Annotated in this window: 18 protein-coding genes and 1 riboswitch; of the genes, 8 read left to right on the top strand and 10 right to left on the bottom strand. The window is 38.9% G+C overall.

The annotated features are described in order from the left end of the window. The first annotated feature begins 2 nt into the window (after nt 1-2). The 7 genes from ABDZ91_RS09590 (at nt 3) to ABDZ91_RS09560 (ending at nt 6,333) form a co-directional block, all read left to right on the top strand. On the top strand, nt 3-1,085 hold the full coding sequence (locus ABDZ91_RS09590; protein WP_343798459.1) for a YheC/YheD family endospore coat-associated protein: 1,083 nt from the start codon (nt 3-5) through the stop codon (nt 1,083-1,085). Then, nucleotides 1,082-2,446, top strand: a complete 1,365-nt coding sequence (locus ABDZ91_RS09585; RefSeq protein ID WP_343798457.1) for a YheC/YheD family endospore coat-associated protein — start codon at nt 1,082-1,084, stop codon at nt 2,444-2,446. Before ABDZ91_RS09590 ends, ABDZ91_RS09585 begins: the two co-directional genes overlap by 4 nt. Continuing rightward, complete coding sequence (locus tag ABDZ91_RS09580; protein WP_343798455.1) at nt 2,443-3,543, top strand: YheC/YheD family endospore coat-associated protein; 1,101 nt, start codon at nt 2,443-2,445, stop codon at nt 3,541-3,543. Before ABDZ91_RS09585 ends, ABDZ91_RS09580 begins: the two co-directional genes overlap by 4 nt. Nucleotides 3,544-3,593: 50 nt before the next feature. Continuing rightward, the gene (locus ABDZ91_RS09575) at nt 3,594-3,806 is read left to right on the top strand and encodes a DUF5342 family protein (RefSeq protein WP_343798453.1); all 213 of its coding nucleotides are present in this window, start codon (nt 3,594-3,596) and stop codon (nt 3,804-3,806) included. Between the two features lie 56 nt (nt 3,807-3,862). Beyond that, complete coding sequence (locus tag ABDZ91_RS09570; protein WP_343798452.1) at nt 3,863-4,072, top strand: hypothetical protein; 210 nt, start codon at nt 3,863-3,865, stop codon at nt 4,070-4,072. 80 nt (nt 4,073-4,152) lie between these two features. Beyond that, nucleotides 4,153-5,055 carry a PucR family transcriptional regulator gene (locus tag ABDZ91_RS09565; RefSeq protein ID WP_343798450.1) on the top strand — a complete coding sequence of 301 codons (903 nt, stop codon included), beginning with the start codon at nt 4,153-4,155 and terminating at the stop codon, nt 5,053-5,055. A 126-nt stretch (nt 5,056-5,181) separates the two neighbouring features. After that, on the top strand, nt 5,182-6,333 hold the full coding sequence (locus ABDZ91_RS09560) for an ABC transporter ATP-binding protein (protein WP_343798448.1): 1,152 nt from the start codon (nt 5,182-5,184) through the stop codon (nt 6,331-6,333). 65 nt (nt 6,334-6,398) lie between these two features. On the opposite strand, the gene ABDZ91_RS09555 is transcribed toward ABDZ91_RS09560, so the two are convergent. Beyond that, nucleotides 6,399-6,647, bottom strand: coding sequence for a hypothetical protein (locus ABDZ91_RS09555; RefSeq protein ID WP_343798445.1), 249 nt, complete (start codon nt 6,645-6,647; stop codon nt 6,399-6,401). A gap of 295 nt (nt 6,648-6,942) precedes the next feature. Between ABDZ91_RS09555 and ABDZ91_RS09550 the strand changes: the two genes are divergently transcribed. Further along, on the top strand, nt 6,943-7,152 hold the full coding sequence (locus ABDZ91_RS09550; protein ID WP_343798443.1) for an alpha/beta-type small acid-soluble spore protein: 210 nt from the start codon (nt 6,943-6,945) through the stop codon (nt 7,150-7,152). 57 nt (nt 7,153-7,209) lie between these two features. Here ABDZ91_RS09550 and fumC read toward each other — a convergent pair whose 3' ends face one another. From fumC to thiT, 9 genes are all read right to left on the bottom strand, one after another. After that, nucleotides 7,210-8,580: a class II fumarate hydratase gene (gene fumC / locus ABDZ91_RS09545; protein ID WP_343798441.1), complete on the bottom strand. Its 1,371-nt coding sequence runs from the start codon at nt 8,578-8,580 to the stop codon at nt 7,210-7,212. Nucleotides 8,581-8,962: 382 nt separating this feature from the next. Beyond that, nucleotides 8,963-9,889 carry a nuclease-related domain-containing protein gene (locus ABDZ91_RS09540; RefSeq protein WP_343798439.1) on the bottom strand — a complete coding sequence of 309 codons (927 nt, stop codon included), beginning with the start codon at nt 9,887-9,889 and terminating at the stop codon, nt 8,963-8,965. A 107-nt stretch (nt 9,890-9,996) separates the two neighbouring features. Beyond that, nucleotides 9,997-12,015, bottom strand: coding sequence for an ABC transporter ATP-binding protein (locus tag ABDZ91_RS09535; RefSeq protein WP_343798437.1), 2,019 nt, complete (start codon nt 12,013-12,015; stop codon nt 9,997-9,999). Then, complete coding sequence (locus tag ABDZ91_RS09530) at nt 12,012-13,772, bottom strand: ABC transporter ATP-binding protein (protein WP_343798435.1); 1,761 nt, start codon at nt 13,770-13,772, stop codon at nt 12,012-12,014. The genes ABDZ91_RS09535 and ABDZ91_RS09530 overlap by 4 nt, the downstream gene beginning before the upstream one ends. Before the next feature lie 464 nt (nt 13,773-14,236). After that, nucleotides 14,237-14,551 (bottom strand): YbjQ family protein, encoded by a 315-nt coding sequence (locus ABDZ91_RS09525; protein ID WP_343798484.1) that lies wholly within the window; start codon nt 14,549-14,551, stop codon nt 14,237-14,239. Next, nucleotides 14,532-14,744 carry a hypothetical protein gene (locus ABDZ91_RS09520; RefSeq protein WP_343798433.1) on the bottom strand — a complete coding sequence of 71 codons (213 nt, stop codon included), beginning with the start codon at nt 14,742-14,744 and terminating at the stop codon, nt 14,532-14,534. Before ABDZ91_RS09520 ends, ABDZ91_RS09525 begins: the two co-directional genes overlap by 20 nt. A 92-nt stretch (nt 14,745-14,836) precedes the next feature. Then, nucleotides 14,837-15,001: a hypothetical protein gene (locus ABDZ91_RS09515; RefSeq protein WP_343798431.1), complete on the bottom strand. Its 165-nt coding sequence runs from the start codon at nt 14,999-15,001 to the stop codon at nt 14,837-14,839. 92 nt (nt 15,002-15,093) lie between these two features. After that, nucleotides 15,094-15,474, bottom strand: a complete 381-nt coding sequence (locus tag ABDZ91_RS09510; RefSeq protein WP_343798429.1) for a hypothetical protein — start codon at nt 15,472-15,474, stop codon at nt 15,094-15,096. Between the two features lie 208 nt (nt 15,475-15,682). After that, on the bottom strand, nt 15,683-16,288 hold the full coding sequence (thiT, locus tag ABDZ91_RS09505; RefSeq protein ID WP_343798427.1) for an energy-coupled thiamine transporter ThiT: 606 nt from the start codon (nt 16,286-16,288) through the stop codon (nt 15,683-15,685). Between the two features lie 96 nt (nt 16,289-16,384). Continuing rightward, nucleotides 16,385-16,484: riboswitch (TPP riboswitch) on the bottom strand. Nucleotides 16,485-16,534 lie beyond the last annotated feature (50 nt).

The following is a 16,534-nucleotide window of genomic DNA, read 5'->3' as shown; positions in this document are numbered from 1 at the left end:
GTATGTTATCACTCGGATTACTTTCGTTACAACCTGAAACTCAGCCGTTTTTTAGTCAATTAGCCTATCGAGCTGCTGATTATGGTATTCAATGTTACCGTTTTAGTCCACTGCAAATCCATCCAGATACCGACCTAATAGAGGGAGAACGATACGATTTAGATCTACAAGAATGGGTAAACGAAACCTTTTCTATTCCCAAGTATTTGTACGACCGTTGCTATTATGGAGATGACCGAAAATCATTTGAAAGCAAATCCATTATCCGCTGGTTAAAAAGTCGAGACGATTTGACATTTCTCGGGTATGGACTTCCAAACAAATGGATGCTGTACGAAAAGCTCTCAACCTTTGACAGCCTGTCTCCTTACTTACCAGACACAGAAAAAGCAAAGAACGTGAAGCATATCATTCAGGTGCTATCTCGCTATAAAACAATTGTTTTAAAGCCTGTCAATGGCGCTCATGGGTATGGCATCTATATCATCACTCTTCACCCGAAAGAAGTAACCATTCAAACGCAAAAAAAGAACCAGATTATTACCCAAACCTTTTCGCTGGATGGGGCTTGGACGAATTGGCTTTCACAGCTTATTGAAAAAAAGGATTTTTTAATACAGCCTTATCTTTCATTAAAAAATCAAGCTACACAGCCCTTTGATATTCGGATTTTCCTCCAAAAAGATGAGCGTGGAAATTGGGTTGAGAGAGGACGTGGGGTCCGTGTTGGAATATCAGGAGGTGTTATTTCAAATTTAAGTGGAGGGGCAAATGTTACATCCTATGAAGAATGGCTAAAGGACCTACCTAAATTAAAAAGGGATTTTATCCATCAAGAGATTCAGTCTATAGTGAAACAGCTTCCTGAGATACTAGAAGACTCTTTCTTCCCTCTGTTTGAGGTTGGTCTAGACATTGGTATTGCCCAAGACTTTTCGGTTTGGTTATTGGATGTAAACTCGAAGCCAGGAAGAAGTGTGATTTTATCTTTATTCCCTGAAATGGAAGAAGTACTAGTCAATGCCCCCCTCCGATTTACTCGGTATTTATATCAAATAAGTAAGCCAGGGAGAGTGAAAAAATGAAACCATGTTCACTCAAAATCATAGATGGAGATGAATTAGTACTAAAATATCCAGAACAGGCTGTTCATAAAAGACCGTCAAAAGTTTCATTTGGAGGAGCCACGGTCGAAGTAAAAAGCTTACCTCTAAAAACGTCATCCGACCATCATTATATGATATCACGTGCTCTAGCCGATCAATTAAACATCCCGTCAACAATCCGAAGAATCCATGTCTTGCAGAAGGAAGATACCCTTCACTTCGGTCCCCTTATTGGGATTATTACATCTGGTTTTACGTCCATACAAACAAAGCCAGTTGGTGATCGAAGCTCCTTTTTTTCAAGATTGATTAAACTTCAAGCCAAGAACGGAGTGTGTTTTATTCTGTTCGGCAAAGAACATATCAACTGGGAGGATGGGACGATTACAGGCTTTTCCTATGGAAAAAACGGTTGGGAACAATTAACCGTTCCATTTCCCCATGTGATTTATGACCGCTTACCGAATCGGAAAATGGAAGGTGAAAAGAGCTTTCGAATGGTGAAAAAAAAGCTTCAGGAAGATTACCTAATTCCCTGGTTTAATCCCGGCTTCTTTAACAAGTTGGAAGTGTTTGAGCGAATTGAGCAAGATTCAGATGCCGTGGAATATCTTCCCGAATCTCATTCCTTTACATCGTTTTCCGTAGTAGAAAGAATGTTATCCCAGTACGGGCATGTGTATATTAAGCCTCAGGATGGAAGTCTAGGAAACGATGTCCATCAAGTTCTCTACCATCGTGAACAAGGTGCCTACTACTGTCGCTACAAAGATGAGACAGGAAATAAGCGCCTTCGAAAATTCGATACATTGGAGAAACTAATTAAAGTGGTATTTCATAGAAAGCCCCTTAGTAAAATGATGGTGCAGCAAGGGATTCACCTTATGAAGTATGATCAAAACCCAGTCGATTTTCGTGTGCATACAAACAAAGATGAAGATGGTGTCTGGAGAGTTTCAGCCATTGCTGCTAAAGTAGCCGGTCTAGGAAGCCCCACTACTCATATTAAGTATGGTGGTGAAGTGAAAACACTAGAGGAGATTATCCCCGACGAATCAATGAGAACAAAGATTCATGATCAAATAACGGTAGCTAGTATTACATTAAGTAAGGTTCTTGAGAGGTACATGTCAGGAATCATTGCTGAAATTGGCTTTGATTTTGGAGTCGACACTTCCGGTAGAGTTTGGTTGTTTGAAGCCAATTCAAAACCTGGTCGCTCTATTTTCATCCACCCAGAAATGAGAAGCTTCGAAAAGCTAACAAGGCAACTCACACTCTCCTACGCCATTTTTCTGACCAAACAGTCCATCCTCTCACCAGAGGAGCTGTTCTTATGAGCCATGAAAAAGAAGTACTAGAAGGCAAACTGTTAAAACGATTAGGTATTGAAAACGTAACGGTTTGGGTTGGGGTTCTAGCCTGGAGGGGGCGATCCGGAAAAATTGTTGGAAACAAAAAGTTATTTGCTGAATTACAAGAAGCCCTTTTACCTTGCGGAGGCATTTCCTATATCATGACTCCACATCAAAGTATAGAGAATGACTGGTTAAAAGGGTATCTTTATATACCTTCTGAGGATTCCTGGATATTTGCTGAATTTCCAATACCGGATGTCATTTATAATAGAGTCCCCTTTTATCATAATGAAAAAGAACAATGCTTCATCCAGTTCAGAGAATCAGCGAAACAAAAAGGCATCCCCTTTTTCAATTCCCATTTCCTTGATAAATGGTCCACCTATAAATTATTGTCAGCACGTACTTCCATTCAGAACTTTTTACCTGAAACGTTGGAGGTAACTAACGAAGAAGCCTGTCTCCAATTTCTAAAAACCCATATTTGCATATACGCAAAACCAAAACTAAAGTCCAAAGGCTTTGGGGTTATGAGGATTCGACTGAAGCATGATGGAAAAATCTATTGTGAGACCACTTCAACCACCATCCTATTCGCTAATTTTGAGAGGTTTTGGGAAAGATTCCACACCACTTTTGAGAAGAATCAATACATCCTGCAACAAGCCATTGAACCTAAAACATATAAAGGAAGAAGGTTTGACTTACGGGTATTAGGGCAGTACAACGGAACAACTTATGAAGTGACCGGAATCGGAGTGAGACAGTCCTTCCACCAAGAAATCACAACTCATGTCCCAAGGGGAGGAAGAATCATTCCTTTATCAGCGGTGGAGCATTTAGTCCCTGCTAAATCAATCGAACAGCTCGTCATAGATATTGGTGAGGAATTAAACAAAGATAGTGGTTTATTTTATGAATTTTCCATAGATATGGGGTTAGATGAAGAGCACACTCCTTATATTTTTGAGGTCAATGCAAAACCTATGACATTCGATGAAAAGGAAATTGAATCCACGAGAATGGAGCTTTTAAGCAAATTATGCCTGACACTCTCCAAACAAGGCCCCACTACCTAAGTCATACAAAGTATGCTTAAATAAGGGTAGAAGAAAGGGAGTGTCTAGGGATGATCTCACATTTTCAATATAAATCTATTCATACATCCAAGCTATTTGGTTGGTCCATTAGCTTCTTTTATAAGGGCAAACAAGTAGAAGCCACTTACCATCGTGATGGGAAAATTGAATGGCATCAAAACCAGCCAGAGGAAGCAGACATAGAGCTAGTAACCAAAGCCATACATGACTTGATGTTATTTCATGTATACGATGGTTCTTGAATGAACTCCCCCTCTTTATCACATGATAAGAGTAAGACGCATGTAGGAGGGGTATCGTGGCAGATAAAGAAATCGTACACGGAGAAAAGTTCAAAAGAGACCTTCAATATGAAGGAAAACGTGAAGTTGAATTAGATGAAGACAGAATTATAAATGAAGGCTTAAGCGGTGGAAGTGTCCATGATCGAGCTGATACAACGAATATTGGTGAGGCTACACCGTTTCCAGATGAGGAACCCCCACATAAAGTGAATTCAAAAAAATAAGCATCCAAGCCCTGGGTGCTTTTTTTTTGCTAGATTTGATATAATGAGGAAATCAAGAAATTTTAAAAGAGGTTTGGACCATGATTGAAAAATTAAAAGAAATGTTCCCTTCTTCACAGCTGCAATCTTTTCCACCCAATCATTCATCTGATTTGAAGTGGTATTATGACCCACAAGAAGAGCTCTACATGGGTTTTAAAAATGACGACCTATCACAAGAAACCGTTAATCTGTTAAATACTCTTTTTGAAAAATGGGAATCCGGAGGTCGACTCAATTACAATCACACGCCCCTTCAGCATGCATGGCTTGAATTATTACAAACGGGTCAAGCAAATGACATAATCGGCGAGTGCCATTCTGTTCGTTTAACCTTTGTTGAACTTTCTCAAATGGACATTTCTTCTACCGATATTGAGGAAGCATGTCTAGGATTTTTTAATCAAGCCATACACATTGTCTGGCTTTCGGAGACCTCACTAGTTCTTATCGAAAGAGATTCAAGTTCTACGATACAATTCGATGACTTACTTGCATTCAGTAAAATTCTCGAGGCCGACCTCTATACCAAAATGAAGTTTTATCTGGGTAAACCACGGGTGATTGGAAACAACGTGGACATTCAACAAACATTTAGACGTGAAAATAGGCTGTTTCAAAAAATAAAGACAGAATTTCCTCGACAATCTTATTTTACATTTGAAAGAATCGCTCCATCCCTCATGATTCAAGAATTACCGGGTACTTTTTTGCAGTTATTAAAGGAAGAATATAGTTCCATTTTAGAAGACAAAGAATTACTTCAAACCATTCAAGTCTACATAGAAAATAATATGAATGCCTCTTTAACGGCCAAAAAGTTATTCATGCACCGAAACAGTCTATTGTATCGAATTGATAAATTCACAGAGAAAACAGGGCTTGATATCAAACAGTTTGAATCAGCCTGGATTGTTTACTTTCTAAGCTTAATACAGGAATAAAAACCTGCTTCAAACAAGGTGCCCAAACTAGGCATCTTTTTTTTGTGCACATTAACCATTTGGAAAGGCTTTCATTTCATTTACAATAAGTTTAGATAGAAAAGACATTCTGAGGAGGTTTTTTAAGTGGCAGAATTAAAACTTGAGCACATTTATAAAACATATGATAAAGATGTAACGGCAGTAAGAGATTTCAACCTTCATATCCAAGATAAAGAATTTATCGTATTCGTAGGTCCTTCTGGTTGTGGTAAATCTACAACTCTTAGAATGATTGCGGGTCTTGAAGAAATTACAGATGGTGATTTCTATATTGATGATAAGCGTGTAAACGATGTAGCTCCAAAAGATCGTGACATTGCGATGGTATTCCAAAACTATGCTCTATATCCACATATGTCTGTATATGACAATATGGCATTCGGATTAAAGCTTCGTAAATTTCCAAAAGCAGAAATTGACCAACGCGTACAAGAAGCAGCTAAAATCTTAGGATTAGAAGCTTACCTAGACCGTAAGCCAAAAGCACTTTCTGGTGGTCAACGTCAACGTGTGGCATTAGGTCGTGCAATTGTCCGTGATGCAAAAGTATTCTTAATGGATGAACCATTATCTAACCTTGATGCAAAACTACGTGTACAAATGCGTGCTGAAATCGCTAAGCTACACCAACGCTTGCAAACAACTACGATTTACGTAACACATGACCAAACAGAAGCGATGACAATGGCTACTCGTATCGTTGTTATGAAAGATGGAGTTATCCAACAAGTTGGTTCTCCTAAAGAAGTATATGAAAAACCAGAAAACATCTTCGTAGGTGGATTCATTGGATCACCAGCAATGAACTTCTTCAGCGGAAAAGTAGAAGGAGAAAACTTCATTGTTGGAGATACAAAGCTTTCAATTCCAGAAGGAAAATTAAAAATTCTAAGAGATCAAGGCTATGTAGGAAAAGAATTGGTTCTTGGAGTTCGTCCTGAGGATATCCATGACGAGCCTGTATTTATCGAGGCATCTCCAGGTACAAAATTCACCGCTAAAATTGAAGTGGCTGAATTATTAGGTGCTGAAACTATGCTTTACTCTCAACTAGCTGGTCAAGAATTCGTTGCAAGAGTTGACTCTCGCACGGATGTAAAAGCAAACCAAAACCTAGACCTAGCATTTGACCTTAATAAAGCGCACTTCTTCGATGTTGAAACTGAATTGAGAATTCGCCCTGAAGATGCGAAAGTAACATCTCAACAAGAAGAAGCTCTTCAATTAAAAAAATAATCTAATATAGTAACCCAACCACTTTGCGGTAGAACCTAACAGGTAGACTGCCGCATGGTGGTTTTTTATGTTTGTTCATCAACCTGCACAATCTGGTCATAGCCACAAGATGTGCAAGAGAATAAATGTAAACATATATGATGCTTTAAATCATCTGGAATTCCATTCTCCATTTTTAATCCATCTATATCCATATAGGCACTATAATCATCGAAATAGTCACTTACCTTTCCACTATCATGCAATGTATGGTGGCAGGTTGGACATGTCACATTTTTTGTATCAAATCCATTACATAGGGGACAAATAAACATACAACCTAATTCCTTTCCTTTTAAAAATAAGTTCAGTCTTTATTATCTCTAAAAAGAAATGGGACTATGTGAGAGTTGGATTGGAAGTATCTATAATATTAAAGGAAGCAATTTCCTTTTAATTTAGAAGTATAGAATCTTAAAAATTACTCACAATAAAAATAAACAACACAGCAACACAGCTTTTATTGATGGGTTACACCAAGAAGGTCACAGAGTTTCACTCTCGTGTGCTGGTGCAAATCCAGCTAACCCAACCATTCAAACAAATAATATTTGAGGAGATGAAACGACAATGGCAAACAACAACAGCAACAACTCAAATCAATTATTAGTACCTGGAGTACAACAAGCACTTGATCAAATGAAGTACGAAATTGCTCAAGAATTTGGAGTACAATTAGGAGCTGACGCAACTTCTCGTGCAAACGGTTCTGTTGGTGGAGAAATCACTAAGCGTCTAGTTTCTATGGCAGAAAGCCAACTTGGTGGAGGAGCACGCTAATACAATTTAATATAATGGCTAATACCCCCGCACTTTGCGGGGGTATTTCTTGTTTTCTTAAAAACGGACCATTTTCTTAGGATCCACCCATTCGTTGAACTGTTCCTCTGTCAAGTACCCTAAGGCTAATGCAGACTCCTTTAGCGTAGTGTTGTCATTAAACGCCTTTTTCGCAATTTCAGCGGCTTTTTCATAGCCAATATGAGGGTTTAATGCTGTAACCAACATCAAAGAATCATGTAGATACCGTTCTATTTTTTCCTCGTTGGCTACCAATCCAACTAAACACTTATCATGGAAGGACTTCATACTATCCGATAGAAGCTGAACCGTTTGAAGGAAATTATAGATAATCACTGGTTTAAATACATTTAATTCAAAATTCCCTTGGCTTGCGGCAAACCCAATGGTGACATCATTTCCGAATACTTGACTACAAACCATCGTTACTGCTTCGCTTTGGGTTGGATTTACCTTCCCAGGCATAATCGAGCTCCCAGGTTCATTGGCCGGAATCGTTAATTCACCAATCCCACTTCTCGGTCCACTCGCTAACCACCTAATATCATTCGCTATCTTCATAAAATCAGCAGCCAGTGCTTTTAAGGCACCATGGGCATAAACAAGTTCGTCATGTGATGTTAAGGCATGAAACTTATTGGCTGATGATCGGAATGGGATTCCCATGTTCGTTTTAAGCACATCCGCCACTCGGTCACCAAAATCAGGTTCTGCATTGATCCCAGTCCCGACAGCTGTACCACCAATCGCCAAATCCAGCGTATGATCCATGCTTTCTTTTATCATCTTTTTTGATTTTTCAAGCATCGCCCGCCAACCACTAATCTCTTGACCAAGCGTTAACGGTGTTGCGTCTTGCAGATGTGTTCGGCCGATTTTGACCAAAGTTCGAAATTGATCTTCCTTTTTTTGTAGGGTCTGGATCATTTCCTCTATAGCCGGAATTAACTTTTCTTGAACACTCTGGAAAGCTGCGATATGCATAGCGGTTGGAAACGTATCATTGGAGCTTTGTGACATGTTCACATCATCGTTCGGATGAACTGTTTGTTGTTTAAGAGATTGGTTAGCAATATAGGCAATCACTTCATTTGTATTCATATTCGATTGAGTCCCACTGCCCGTTTGCCACACCTTCAATGGAAACTGATCATCATGCTTTCCCTCTAAAATTTCGTCACAGGCTGCTGTAATCGCGTCTTTCTTTTCCGATGAAAGCTTACCGTATTGATAATTCACGATAGCTGCCGCCTTCTTCAGCTGAGCAAAAGCCATGATCACCTCTTTTGGCATAGTTTCATTCCCAATAGCAAAGTTCTGTATACTCCTCTGTGTCTGCGCTCCCCACCGCTTATCCTTGGGAACCTTCACTTCACCTAAAGTGTCTTTCTCAATCCGATATTCCATACAATCACACTCCTCTATACTCTATCCGATTGTTTACCCTTATTGTTCTATGATTATTCGGGGGAGTGGTGAAATTTTACAGGAAGGGCCGGTTTTTGGGGGTGGGAAGCTTATGAGTGTTTTCGTAGCAGGATTTTAATTCTCTTTTTTCTTTTTCGGTTTCAAAACTAGGACATAAAACTTACTTTTGTTCTACTNCAAAACTAGGACATAAAACTTACTTTTGTTCTACTTTTCTTTCCTCTGCTCCAAAACCAGAACATAAACCGGATTTTCGTTCTCTTTTTTCTTTCTCTACTCCAAAACTAGGACATAAAACTTACTTATGTTCTACTTTTCTCACCCCGGCTTTAAAACTAGAACATAAACCGTAACAGTAATCCTACTCCTCCATCTTTTCAATGAAATGAGTGGATTTCCACTTTCCAACTACTTCAAAATGCTCCGACAAAACCCTTCGAATAGTATGCTTAGATTCAACTACTTTACACCATTCATAAATATGATTGGTGGTTACTTTTTTCTCAGGGAACAACAACACAAATTCTTTTACACCTCGAACAATAGCACTCTCCACCCTCTCCAAAGAGCCACACCCATCACAAACCAAAGTCCTCCCCCTCAACTTCCTCATAAACCTCCTACACCTCTCACATAAAACCCCTTTTTTCAACTCCTCAAAATTGTATGGTGGAACACGCGTAAAAGGATTTTCTTTTTTACAGAGAGATATCAACTTTTCTGCTAAAATAAATTGGGATTTTTTCACACTCAATGATTTCTTCTGAAGTTTATTTAAAAAGCGGTTAATCTGTGAAGGGAATATAATCGGTTGGTCAACTGGGGCGTTGTATAAAAAAAATTCTGGATTTACAAAGACTAATGAACTTTCGAGGGCATTTTTATTTCCGAGGTCTTGCAAGAGGTTAGTCAATAATGTCTCACATCTGTTTAACTGCTCTACTGGATTCCTTATGTCTTGACCAGTCCTTTCATTATGCCACTTCCCCTCTTTAATAATATAGTCGTCTTCATGATTCTTAATATCTAGCAGCAGAATGGAATTGTTAATAAGTAAGAGCTTGTCCACTTGAAAAAGGGAGCCCTTGTACTCATAAAGCAAGTCATTCAGTAAAATACCTTCGATGTCCCGCTCCATTACCAACCTACTAAATTCCATCTCTCCTTCAAAACCTCTCTCCAACTTCCATAGCTGCTGTTTGTCCTTTTCTGACAATGAGTTTCTTCCATCCAATACCCGATAGATCCTCAACTCATCAGACGGTACCAACGGCTTCAAATCTTGCATGCATTCTCACATCTCCTTTCATGGTATATCTCCATTTTATGGAAACACCCAGCCGAAAACAACAAAAACCCCCTGCGTCACAAAGACACAGAGGGTCCCCTCAATCCCTAAACCACCATCGAATTCTTCTGACCTTTTTGCAACTGATACATTTGATAGTACTTCCCACCATGCTCCATGAGTTCTTCATGGTTACCACGTTCAACAACCTGCCCGCGGTCTAACACCAAAATAAGGTCCGCATTTTTAATCGTAGATAAACGGTGAGCAATGATAAATGTCGTTCTACCTTTACTTAGTACATCCATGGCTTCTTGAATCATAGCTTCGGTTTCTGTATCGATATTGGATGTCGCTTCATCCAATACCAGGATAGCTGGGTCAAATGCCAAAGCACGTGCAAAACTGATTAATTGACGTTGACCAGAGGACAAAGTGCTTCCTTTTTCAACTACCGGTTCATCGAGCCCCTTTTCAAGATGCTTCAATATCTTTTCGCCACCTACTGCTTTCAAAGCCTGCTCCATTCTTTCACGCGAAATCTTTGCATCGTCCATTCCGATGTTGGATGCAACCGTTCCTGTAAACAAGAATGGGTCTTGGAGAACAATGGCCATATGTTTTCTCAGTGTTTGTTGTGGAATATCTTTCACATCTACTCCGTCTATCTTGATAGCTCCTTTTTGGCAGTCATAAAAACGGAATAACAGGTTCAAAATTGAACTTTTTCCAGATCCCGTATGCCCGACTAATGCTACGGTTTGCCCTGGTTTTGCTTCAAAGTCGATATCTTTTAATACATATTCCTCTTCTTTATAAGCAAAAGAAACATGGTCAAACTCAACATGCCCCTTCACACGTGGCATATCTTCATCGCTGACCGGAATTCCTTCTTCATCCATCAGCTTAAAAACTCGTTCACCTGCAACGAGTGCCTGCTCAAGGTTGGCCAGTTGATTCACAATTCCGTTGACTGGCTCAAACAAACGAGTAATATAGTCAACAAATGCATACAAAACACCTAGTGAAACTACGCTTCCAACTCCGAGAGATTGCCCCCCAAAGTGCCAAATGAAGCCGACAAACACAAGATTTCGTAAAACCCAGGTCAAATTATGTCCTGTCAAGGAATCTAGGTTAAGCATCTTATTCTGGAAGGTAAAATGCTCTTTATTCAAAGCTTCGAACTCATCTCTCGTCTCTTTTTCTCTTTTAAAAGCTTGAATAATGGTCATCCCGTGAATGGACTCGTTTAGCTTCCCGTTAATCTCACTCACTTTTGAACGGATGACATGGTTATAGACAGAAGCAAATTTTCGGTATAGCCTCATCCAAATCACTAAAATCGGCACTAACAATAGACACCATGAAGCTAATGTTGGATTTAAGATGAATAAACCGATAAACACTCCAATGATATAAATGATACTCGTAAAGAAGTTAGCCAAAACCGCAACATACAGTTCGCGAATAGCCTCTGTATCATTTGTAATTCGTGACACAACTTTCCCCGCCGGTAGATTGTCAAAATATTGAATCGGGAGACGGGAGATATGCTGGAATACATCATTTCTCATCTTTTGAATAATACGGTTGGCAGCATTCTGTAAGTAGTATCGCTGACCGTATTGGAAAAAGGATGCAACTACTAACAATCCGAAATAGGCTCCAATCAAGACCATAATTTTAGGAATCTCCGGCTGATAAAAAGCCATAACTTGCCCAGTACTTAGCTCCGTAGCTGGATAACTTTGAGATCGATCCCCATTTGTGATGGTTAATTGTCCGTCCTCAAAACTTCTTTTCCCATCAAATTCGACGCTTGAAGGAACAAAGATAAAATCTCGATTGACCTGAAGAATGCGGGCCGCTTCGCCCTTCTCCTCACCAGGTTCAAAGTATGCTTCACGTTTATAGTAACTTCCATTGTATTCAACAGCTTCCTTCCCTGCTGTTGTTTCATGCCATGGTGATTCAATGCCGATAATGTGATTATCAATGAGTTTTTTCGCTATAAATGGTCCCATTAGCTCGGCTCCAACTGACACTGACAGCATTAAAAGTGCAGCAATAATCATACCTTTAAAATTTAACGCATATTGAACTAATCGTTTACCTGTTTTCATTCATTGTCACCTCCCGTGACAGCTGTTTCTAGTTGTTGATTCATATATTGTTCCCTGTACCAACCACCTTCTATTTTCATGAGGGATTCATGGGTTCCTTCTTCTACGATGACCCCATCGTCTAATACAATAATCCAATCCGCATGTTGTACAGCGGACAAACGGTGAGTAGTGATGATCGTTGTTTTTCCATCCCGTTCTTTTCTAATGTTTGAGATAATTTTGGATTCAGTCTTAGCATCAACGGCTGAAAGAGAATCATCTAGAATCAAAATTTCTGGATCCTTAATCAGGGCCCGTGCAATTGATATTCTTTGTTTTTGACCTCCGGATAACGCTACACCTTTTTCCCCTACAAGTGTTTCTAATCCTTCAGGAAGGAACGGTAAATCCTGATCAAAAGCAGCCAAAGCAATGGCTTTGTTAAGCTCTTCTTCGTTTGCCTCTGGTCTACCGAATAAAATATTTTCACGAACCGTTTTCGAGAACAATGTATGATCCTGTGGTACATATCCGACAAACCCACGAACCTGTTCCATTCTTTGATTTTCAATCGGTACATTTGAAATAGTGAGCTCGCCTTCTCCTTTTGGATAAAACTTGAGGAGCTGCTTCACAAACGTTGTCTTCCCACTTCCCGTCTTTCCTACAATTCCTAATGTTTGCCCTCGTTCTAGGTGGACATTAACATTATCGAGGTTGGAAACGTTCGAAGTTGGGTATTGAAAGGACACGTTTCGGAAACCAACGGAGCTAGGTTCAGCTACATCTACCGGTTTCTTTGCATCAACAATGTCTGGTTTATAAGCCAGTGTCTTTTGTAAACGATCTAAGGATGCACTACCACGTTGCATAACATTGATCAGTTCTCCAACTGCGAACATTGGCCAAATCATCATCCCGAGATAAACGTTAAACGTGACAAGGTCCCCTAATGTAATCGTTTGTTGGAACACCAGGTAGGACCCATAACCTAACCCAATCAAATAACTAATTCCTACTAATACCTTAATAATTGGGCCAAAAAGTGAATCAATTTTTGCAACCGCAATGTTCTTGCTAAAAACATCTTCAGTCATTTGACCGAATCTTTCTTCATCCGCTCGTTCCTGAACATACGCACGAATAACACGAACCCCAGACACGGACTCCAGAACTTTATTGTTCATATCACCAAATGCATCCTGAGCCACTGTAAACCGCTTATGGATTTTTTCACCCAGTACTTTAATGACATAAGCCATAATGGGAAGTGGAATAATGGCAGCAAGTGTTAGCTTCCAGCTCACTAGAAAACCCATGGCAAATAGAACGGTGATCATAAAAATACTACTATCCATAAGGGTTAAAATTCCGAACCCCGCCGTAGTTGAAATGGCCTTTAAATCGTTTGTTCCTCGAGCCATTAAATCACCTGTACGATGTTTTTCGTAAAAAACCGGTGTCATTTTTAAAAGGTGATTCATAAACTTCGATCTTAGTTTTCTTTCGACTACATAGGCGCCACCAAATAGTTTATTGACCCACACATAAGTCAGACCATAAGAAATGACCGTGATGACTAGCAACGCGAGCATGTATTGAATAATGAACTGATTAGATAAAATTCCTTGGTGGATATCATCGATGGCCATCCCTACGATTCTTGGTGGCAAAATATCCGTTATACCAACGATTGCTAGAAAAATTAAAGCAATCGTATACCTCTTTTTCTCCTCTTTAAAAAACCAACCTAGCTGCTTAAAAACGTTAAACATATTGTCAACCTACCTTCGATTTTTTCTCTCTCTATAACTAACCGCTTTCTGGATCTCCGTTGCAAAATGCTTTCGTGTTCATTTGATACATCATAATTCCTCCTGTTTTTTGTTATTTTTTTATATAAAAATGGAATCATCCACTTTTATCCCAAAAAAACAAAAAAAGGCACACCGCACCTATGTACGACATGCCTTTTTAGACGAAAATAGACAGAAGACCACACAGATTGCAGGAAATGGCCACAACCTGATAGGACTCCCTTGGTTAAATGAAAATATTATTTATTCAAGGAGCTTGGTTGCGCCATCATATTATTTTGTTGAATTGCATTTGAAGTAATTAGAATTAAAATCATGACACAACGCTCCTTTCCGTTACATTTTTTATTTGCTATGTCAGGTTACCATCGTTTGGAAGTAGAGTCAATAAAAATTTTCCATTTATTGAAAAGATAGGCTATTTACTCTACATAAACTGCTGTACCGTATGCAATAATCTCGGAAGCACTTGACATGACTGCTGATGATTCTAGCCGAACGGTAATAATGGCATTGGCTCCTTTTTTCTGAGCATCTTCAACCATACGGCCGATTGCTTTTTGTCTAGCCTCATCCATCATTTCCGTATATTCCTTAATTTCTCCACCAACGATCGTCTTTAGCCCTGCTAGAATGTCCTTTCCAACGTGCTTTGATTGGACAGTACTTCCTCTGACAAAACCTTTTAATTCTTTAATTTCCTTTCCTGGTACAAAATCAGTAGTCACTAAAATCATTTTCATCATCCTCTTTCTTCTCTTTTTTTCGTTCAATAATGATGAGTACAAATAAAAATAGTAAGGTGAGTGCATATATCACAAAAAATGCAATCGCCGAAGGGATATGAATAAAGAGCAGGACAATCCCTATAAGCTGACCGGCAATCGCCAATATAAGTAACAATTGTTTTAGCTGATCCCACTTTTTCATTTTGATTCAACCCCTATTGTCATATACCTTACATATTCGATACCTAGAAATCGATACCCTTTTTTGTACAACAAAAAAGATAGCAAAAAGACTTATGTGTCTTTGCTATCTTTACCTTCCTTCGAACTATGCTGAACAAGATCTTTTTTTAGTCCTTCCATATACATGTATACGATTTGCTTTATTTTATCATCTGCCCCTAAGACGTCTAAGTGTTGGAGACACTTTTTGATTGTTGGATGAAGACTATTTCCCATCAGACCTTACACCCCTATATTCTAGATAATACAATATACGTAATTTCATACATTTTTGTGGGTGTAGTCTGTTTGTTGAGAGTAATTCATTATTAAGATGACTTTTCTACATACTCGTGTTTTTCCATGATATTTAACTTCCTATACATCATAGTCTTGCGTACAATCACAAAAGAAACCGCAATTAGGAATATATATAGCAAGGTAAATACATGAGGAATTAAAATGGTTCGTAACCATTCATCAAGAGTAAAGCCTGCAAACGCAGCAAAACCTTTTCCTGAGTTTACAATATAAGAAACCTTAAATCCGCCTCGAAGGAAAAAGGCAATGGCAATATTAGAGAAAATATAGACAGAAACATAGATTAAAAGATTTGCTTTTCTCTTTTTCCGGAGTAGATATTTTAATACATAGGCTAAGAGGATCATACCGATTGGATAAAGGATTAAAAACACAACGGCTGGTGACATGAAACCTCTCCTTTCAACTATCTTGAAATATTTTCTAATTCTCTTACCATTTTACACAAATCTTGGGAAATGAACAACGAAACTATGAAAATTTTCCTACTATCGTCTGAGCCACCAAGTTAGTTCCACAGCCGTTAGAGAAAAACACACTAAAATATAAAAGCCTTCAGCGAAATATATACGCTAAAGGCTCCAAAAATGTGTATGTTTAAACTGCTTTATTTATCTCAAAGTCTTTTCTCATCATTTGTTTTGGTGCTGTTAGGATAAGTAAATACACTACAACAGCCGTGATAATAATAGATGGAATCATGTATCCTCCGTTATAAACAATGGAGTATAACCATACAGGCTGGTCCTCCGGTGCGTACTGTGCAAAGAAGGTAACCCCTGAAATAAAGTGAATGAAGTAGCGAAGTAGTCCCCCAAGCACCGAACCGAATATCGCAAATACAAGCAACTGTCCTTTATTTCCATTGACCAAAGCACGTTGTACTGACTTAGCGAATATACCTGCAAACCCAACAACGGCAAACGCTAACGAGTAATCAAAGATGATTTGTAAGAAGTAATAAATGGTTGCAAAACCACTAAATAATTGAATAGACCCTAATAAAAATCCAGTTGCAAGACCACCCTTTAATCCCCATCTAAAGGCCATAATGACAACGGGTACCATGGCTAATGATACAGATCCTCCCTGTGGCCAAAAGTTTTTCATAAGGATACCCGAAACATAATCGAGTAAATAGGCGATAGCTGTAAATATCGCAACCTCCACCAAAAATAACGTCTTACTTGAGTTTGATCCCATAAAAAAATCCCCTTTCTTTTTTTGAGGGGAAGTGAACATAACCTAAACGTTTCTATAAAGCTAGCAAGTACAAACGCAATCACATCGCTAACAGAACGCCTAGCTACACCACATCCCTACGCTAGTATTAACTAACAGGTTCAAAGGGTCTGAACAATGTTCACTCTCAGCCAAATTGGCTCCCCTTGTGGAAAAATATTTCATTTTCAACTGTATTATAGTATTGATAAAAGAAAAGTGCAACTC

Origin of the sequence: Bacillus carboniphilus (assembly GCF_039522365.1) — a bacterium.
Classification (GTDB): domain Bacteria; phylum Bacillota; class Bacilli; order Bacillales; family JC228; genus Bacillus_BF; species Bacillus_BF carboniphilus.
Note: the sequence above shows the minus strand (reverse complement) of the source record. Positions and strands in the feature narration are given on the sequence as shown.

Excerpts from the sequence above, each read along its gene's own strand:
- ABDZ91_RS09590 (WP_343798459.1), top strand. The coding sequence starts at position 3 with ATGTTATCACTCGGATTACTTTCGTTACAACCTGAAACTCAGCCGTTT.
- ABDZ91_RS09585 (WP_343798457.1), top strand. The coding sequence starts at position 1,082 with ATGAAACCATGTTCACTCAAAATCATAGATGGAGATGAATTAGTACTA.
- ABDZ91_RS09580 (WP_343798455.1), top strand. The coding sequence starts at position 2,443 with ATGAGCCATGAAAAAGAAGTACTAGAAGGCAAACTGTTAAAACGATTA.
- ABDZ91_RS09575 (WP_343798453.1), top strand. The coding sequence starts at position 3,594 with ATGATCTCACATTTTCAATATAAATCTATTCATACATCCAAGCTATTT.
- ABDZ91_RS09565 (WP_343798450.1), top strand. The coding sequence starts at position 4,153 with ATGATTGAAAAATTAAAAGAAATGTTCCCTTCTTCACAGCTGCAATCT.
- ABDZ91_RS09555 (WP_343798445.1), bottom strand. The coding sequence starts at position 6,647 with ATGTTTATTTGTCCCCTATGTAATGGATTTGATACAAAAAATGTGACA.
- ABDZ91_RS09550 (WP_343798443.1), top strand. The coding sequence starts at position 6,943 with ATGGCAAACAACAACAGCAACAACTCAAATCAATTATTAGTACCTGGA.
- fumC (WP_343798441.1), bottom strand. The coding sequence starts at position 8,580 with ATGGAATATCGGATTGAGAAAGACACTTTAGGTGAAGTGAAGGTTCCC.
- ABDZ91_RS09540 (WP_343798439.1), bottom strand. The coding sequence starts at position 9,889 with ATGCAAGATTTGAAGCCGTTGGTACCGTCTGATGAGTTGAGGATCTAT.
- ABDZ91_RS09535 (WP_343798437.1), bottom strand. The coding sequence starts at position 12,015 with ATGAAAACAGGTAAACGATTAGTTCAATATGCGTTAAATTTTAAAGGT.
- ABDZ91_RS09530 (WP_343798435.1), bottom strand. The coding sequence starts at position 13,772 with ATGTTTAACGTTTTTAAGCAGCTAGGTTGGTTTTTTAAAGAGGAGAAA.
- ABDZ91_RS09525 (WP_343798484.1), bottom strand. The coding sequence starts at position 14,551 with ATGATTTTAGTGACTACTGATTTTGTACCAGGAAAGGAAATTAAAGAA.
- ABDZ91_RS09520 (WP_343798433.1), bottom strand. The coding sequence starts at position 14,744 with ATGAAAAAGTGGGATCAGCTAAAACAATTGTTACTTATATTGGCGATT.
- ABDZ91_RS09515 (WP_343798431.1), bottom strand. The coding sequence starts at position 15,001 with ATGGGAAATAGTCTTCATCCAACAATCAAAAAGTGTCTCCAACACTTA.
- ABDZ91_RS09510 (WP_343798429.1), bottom strand. The coding sequence starts at position 15,474 with ATGTCACCAGCCGTTGTGTTTTTAATCCTTTATCCAATCGGTATGATC.
- thiT (WP_343798427.1), bottom strand. The coding sequence starts at position 16,288 with ATGGGATCAAACTCAAGTAAGACGTTATTTTTGGTGGAGGTTGCGATA.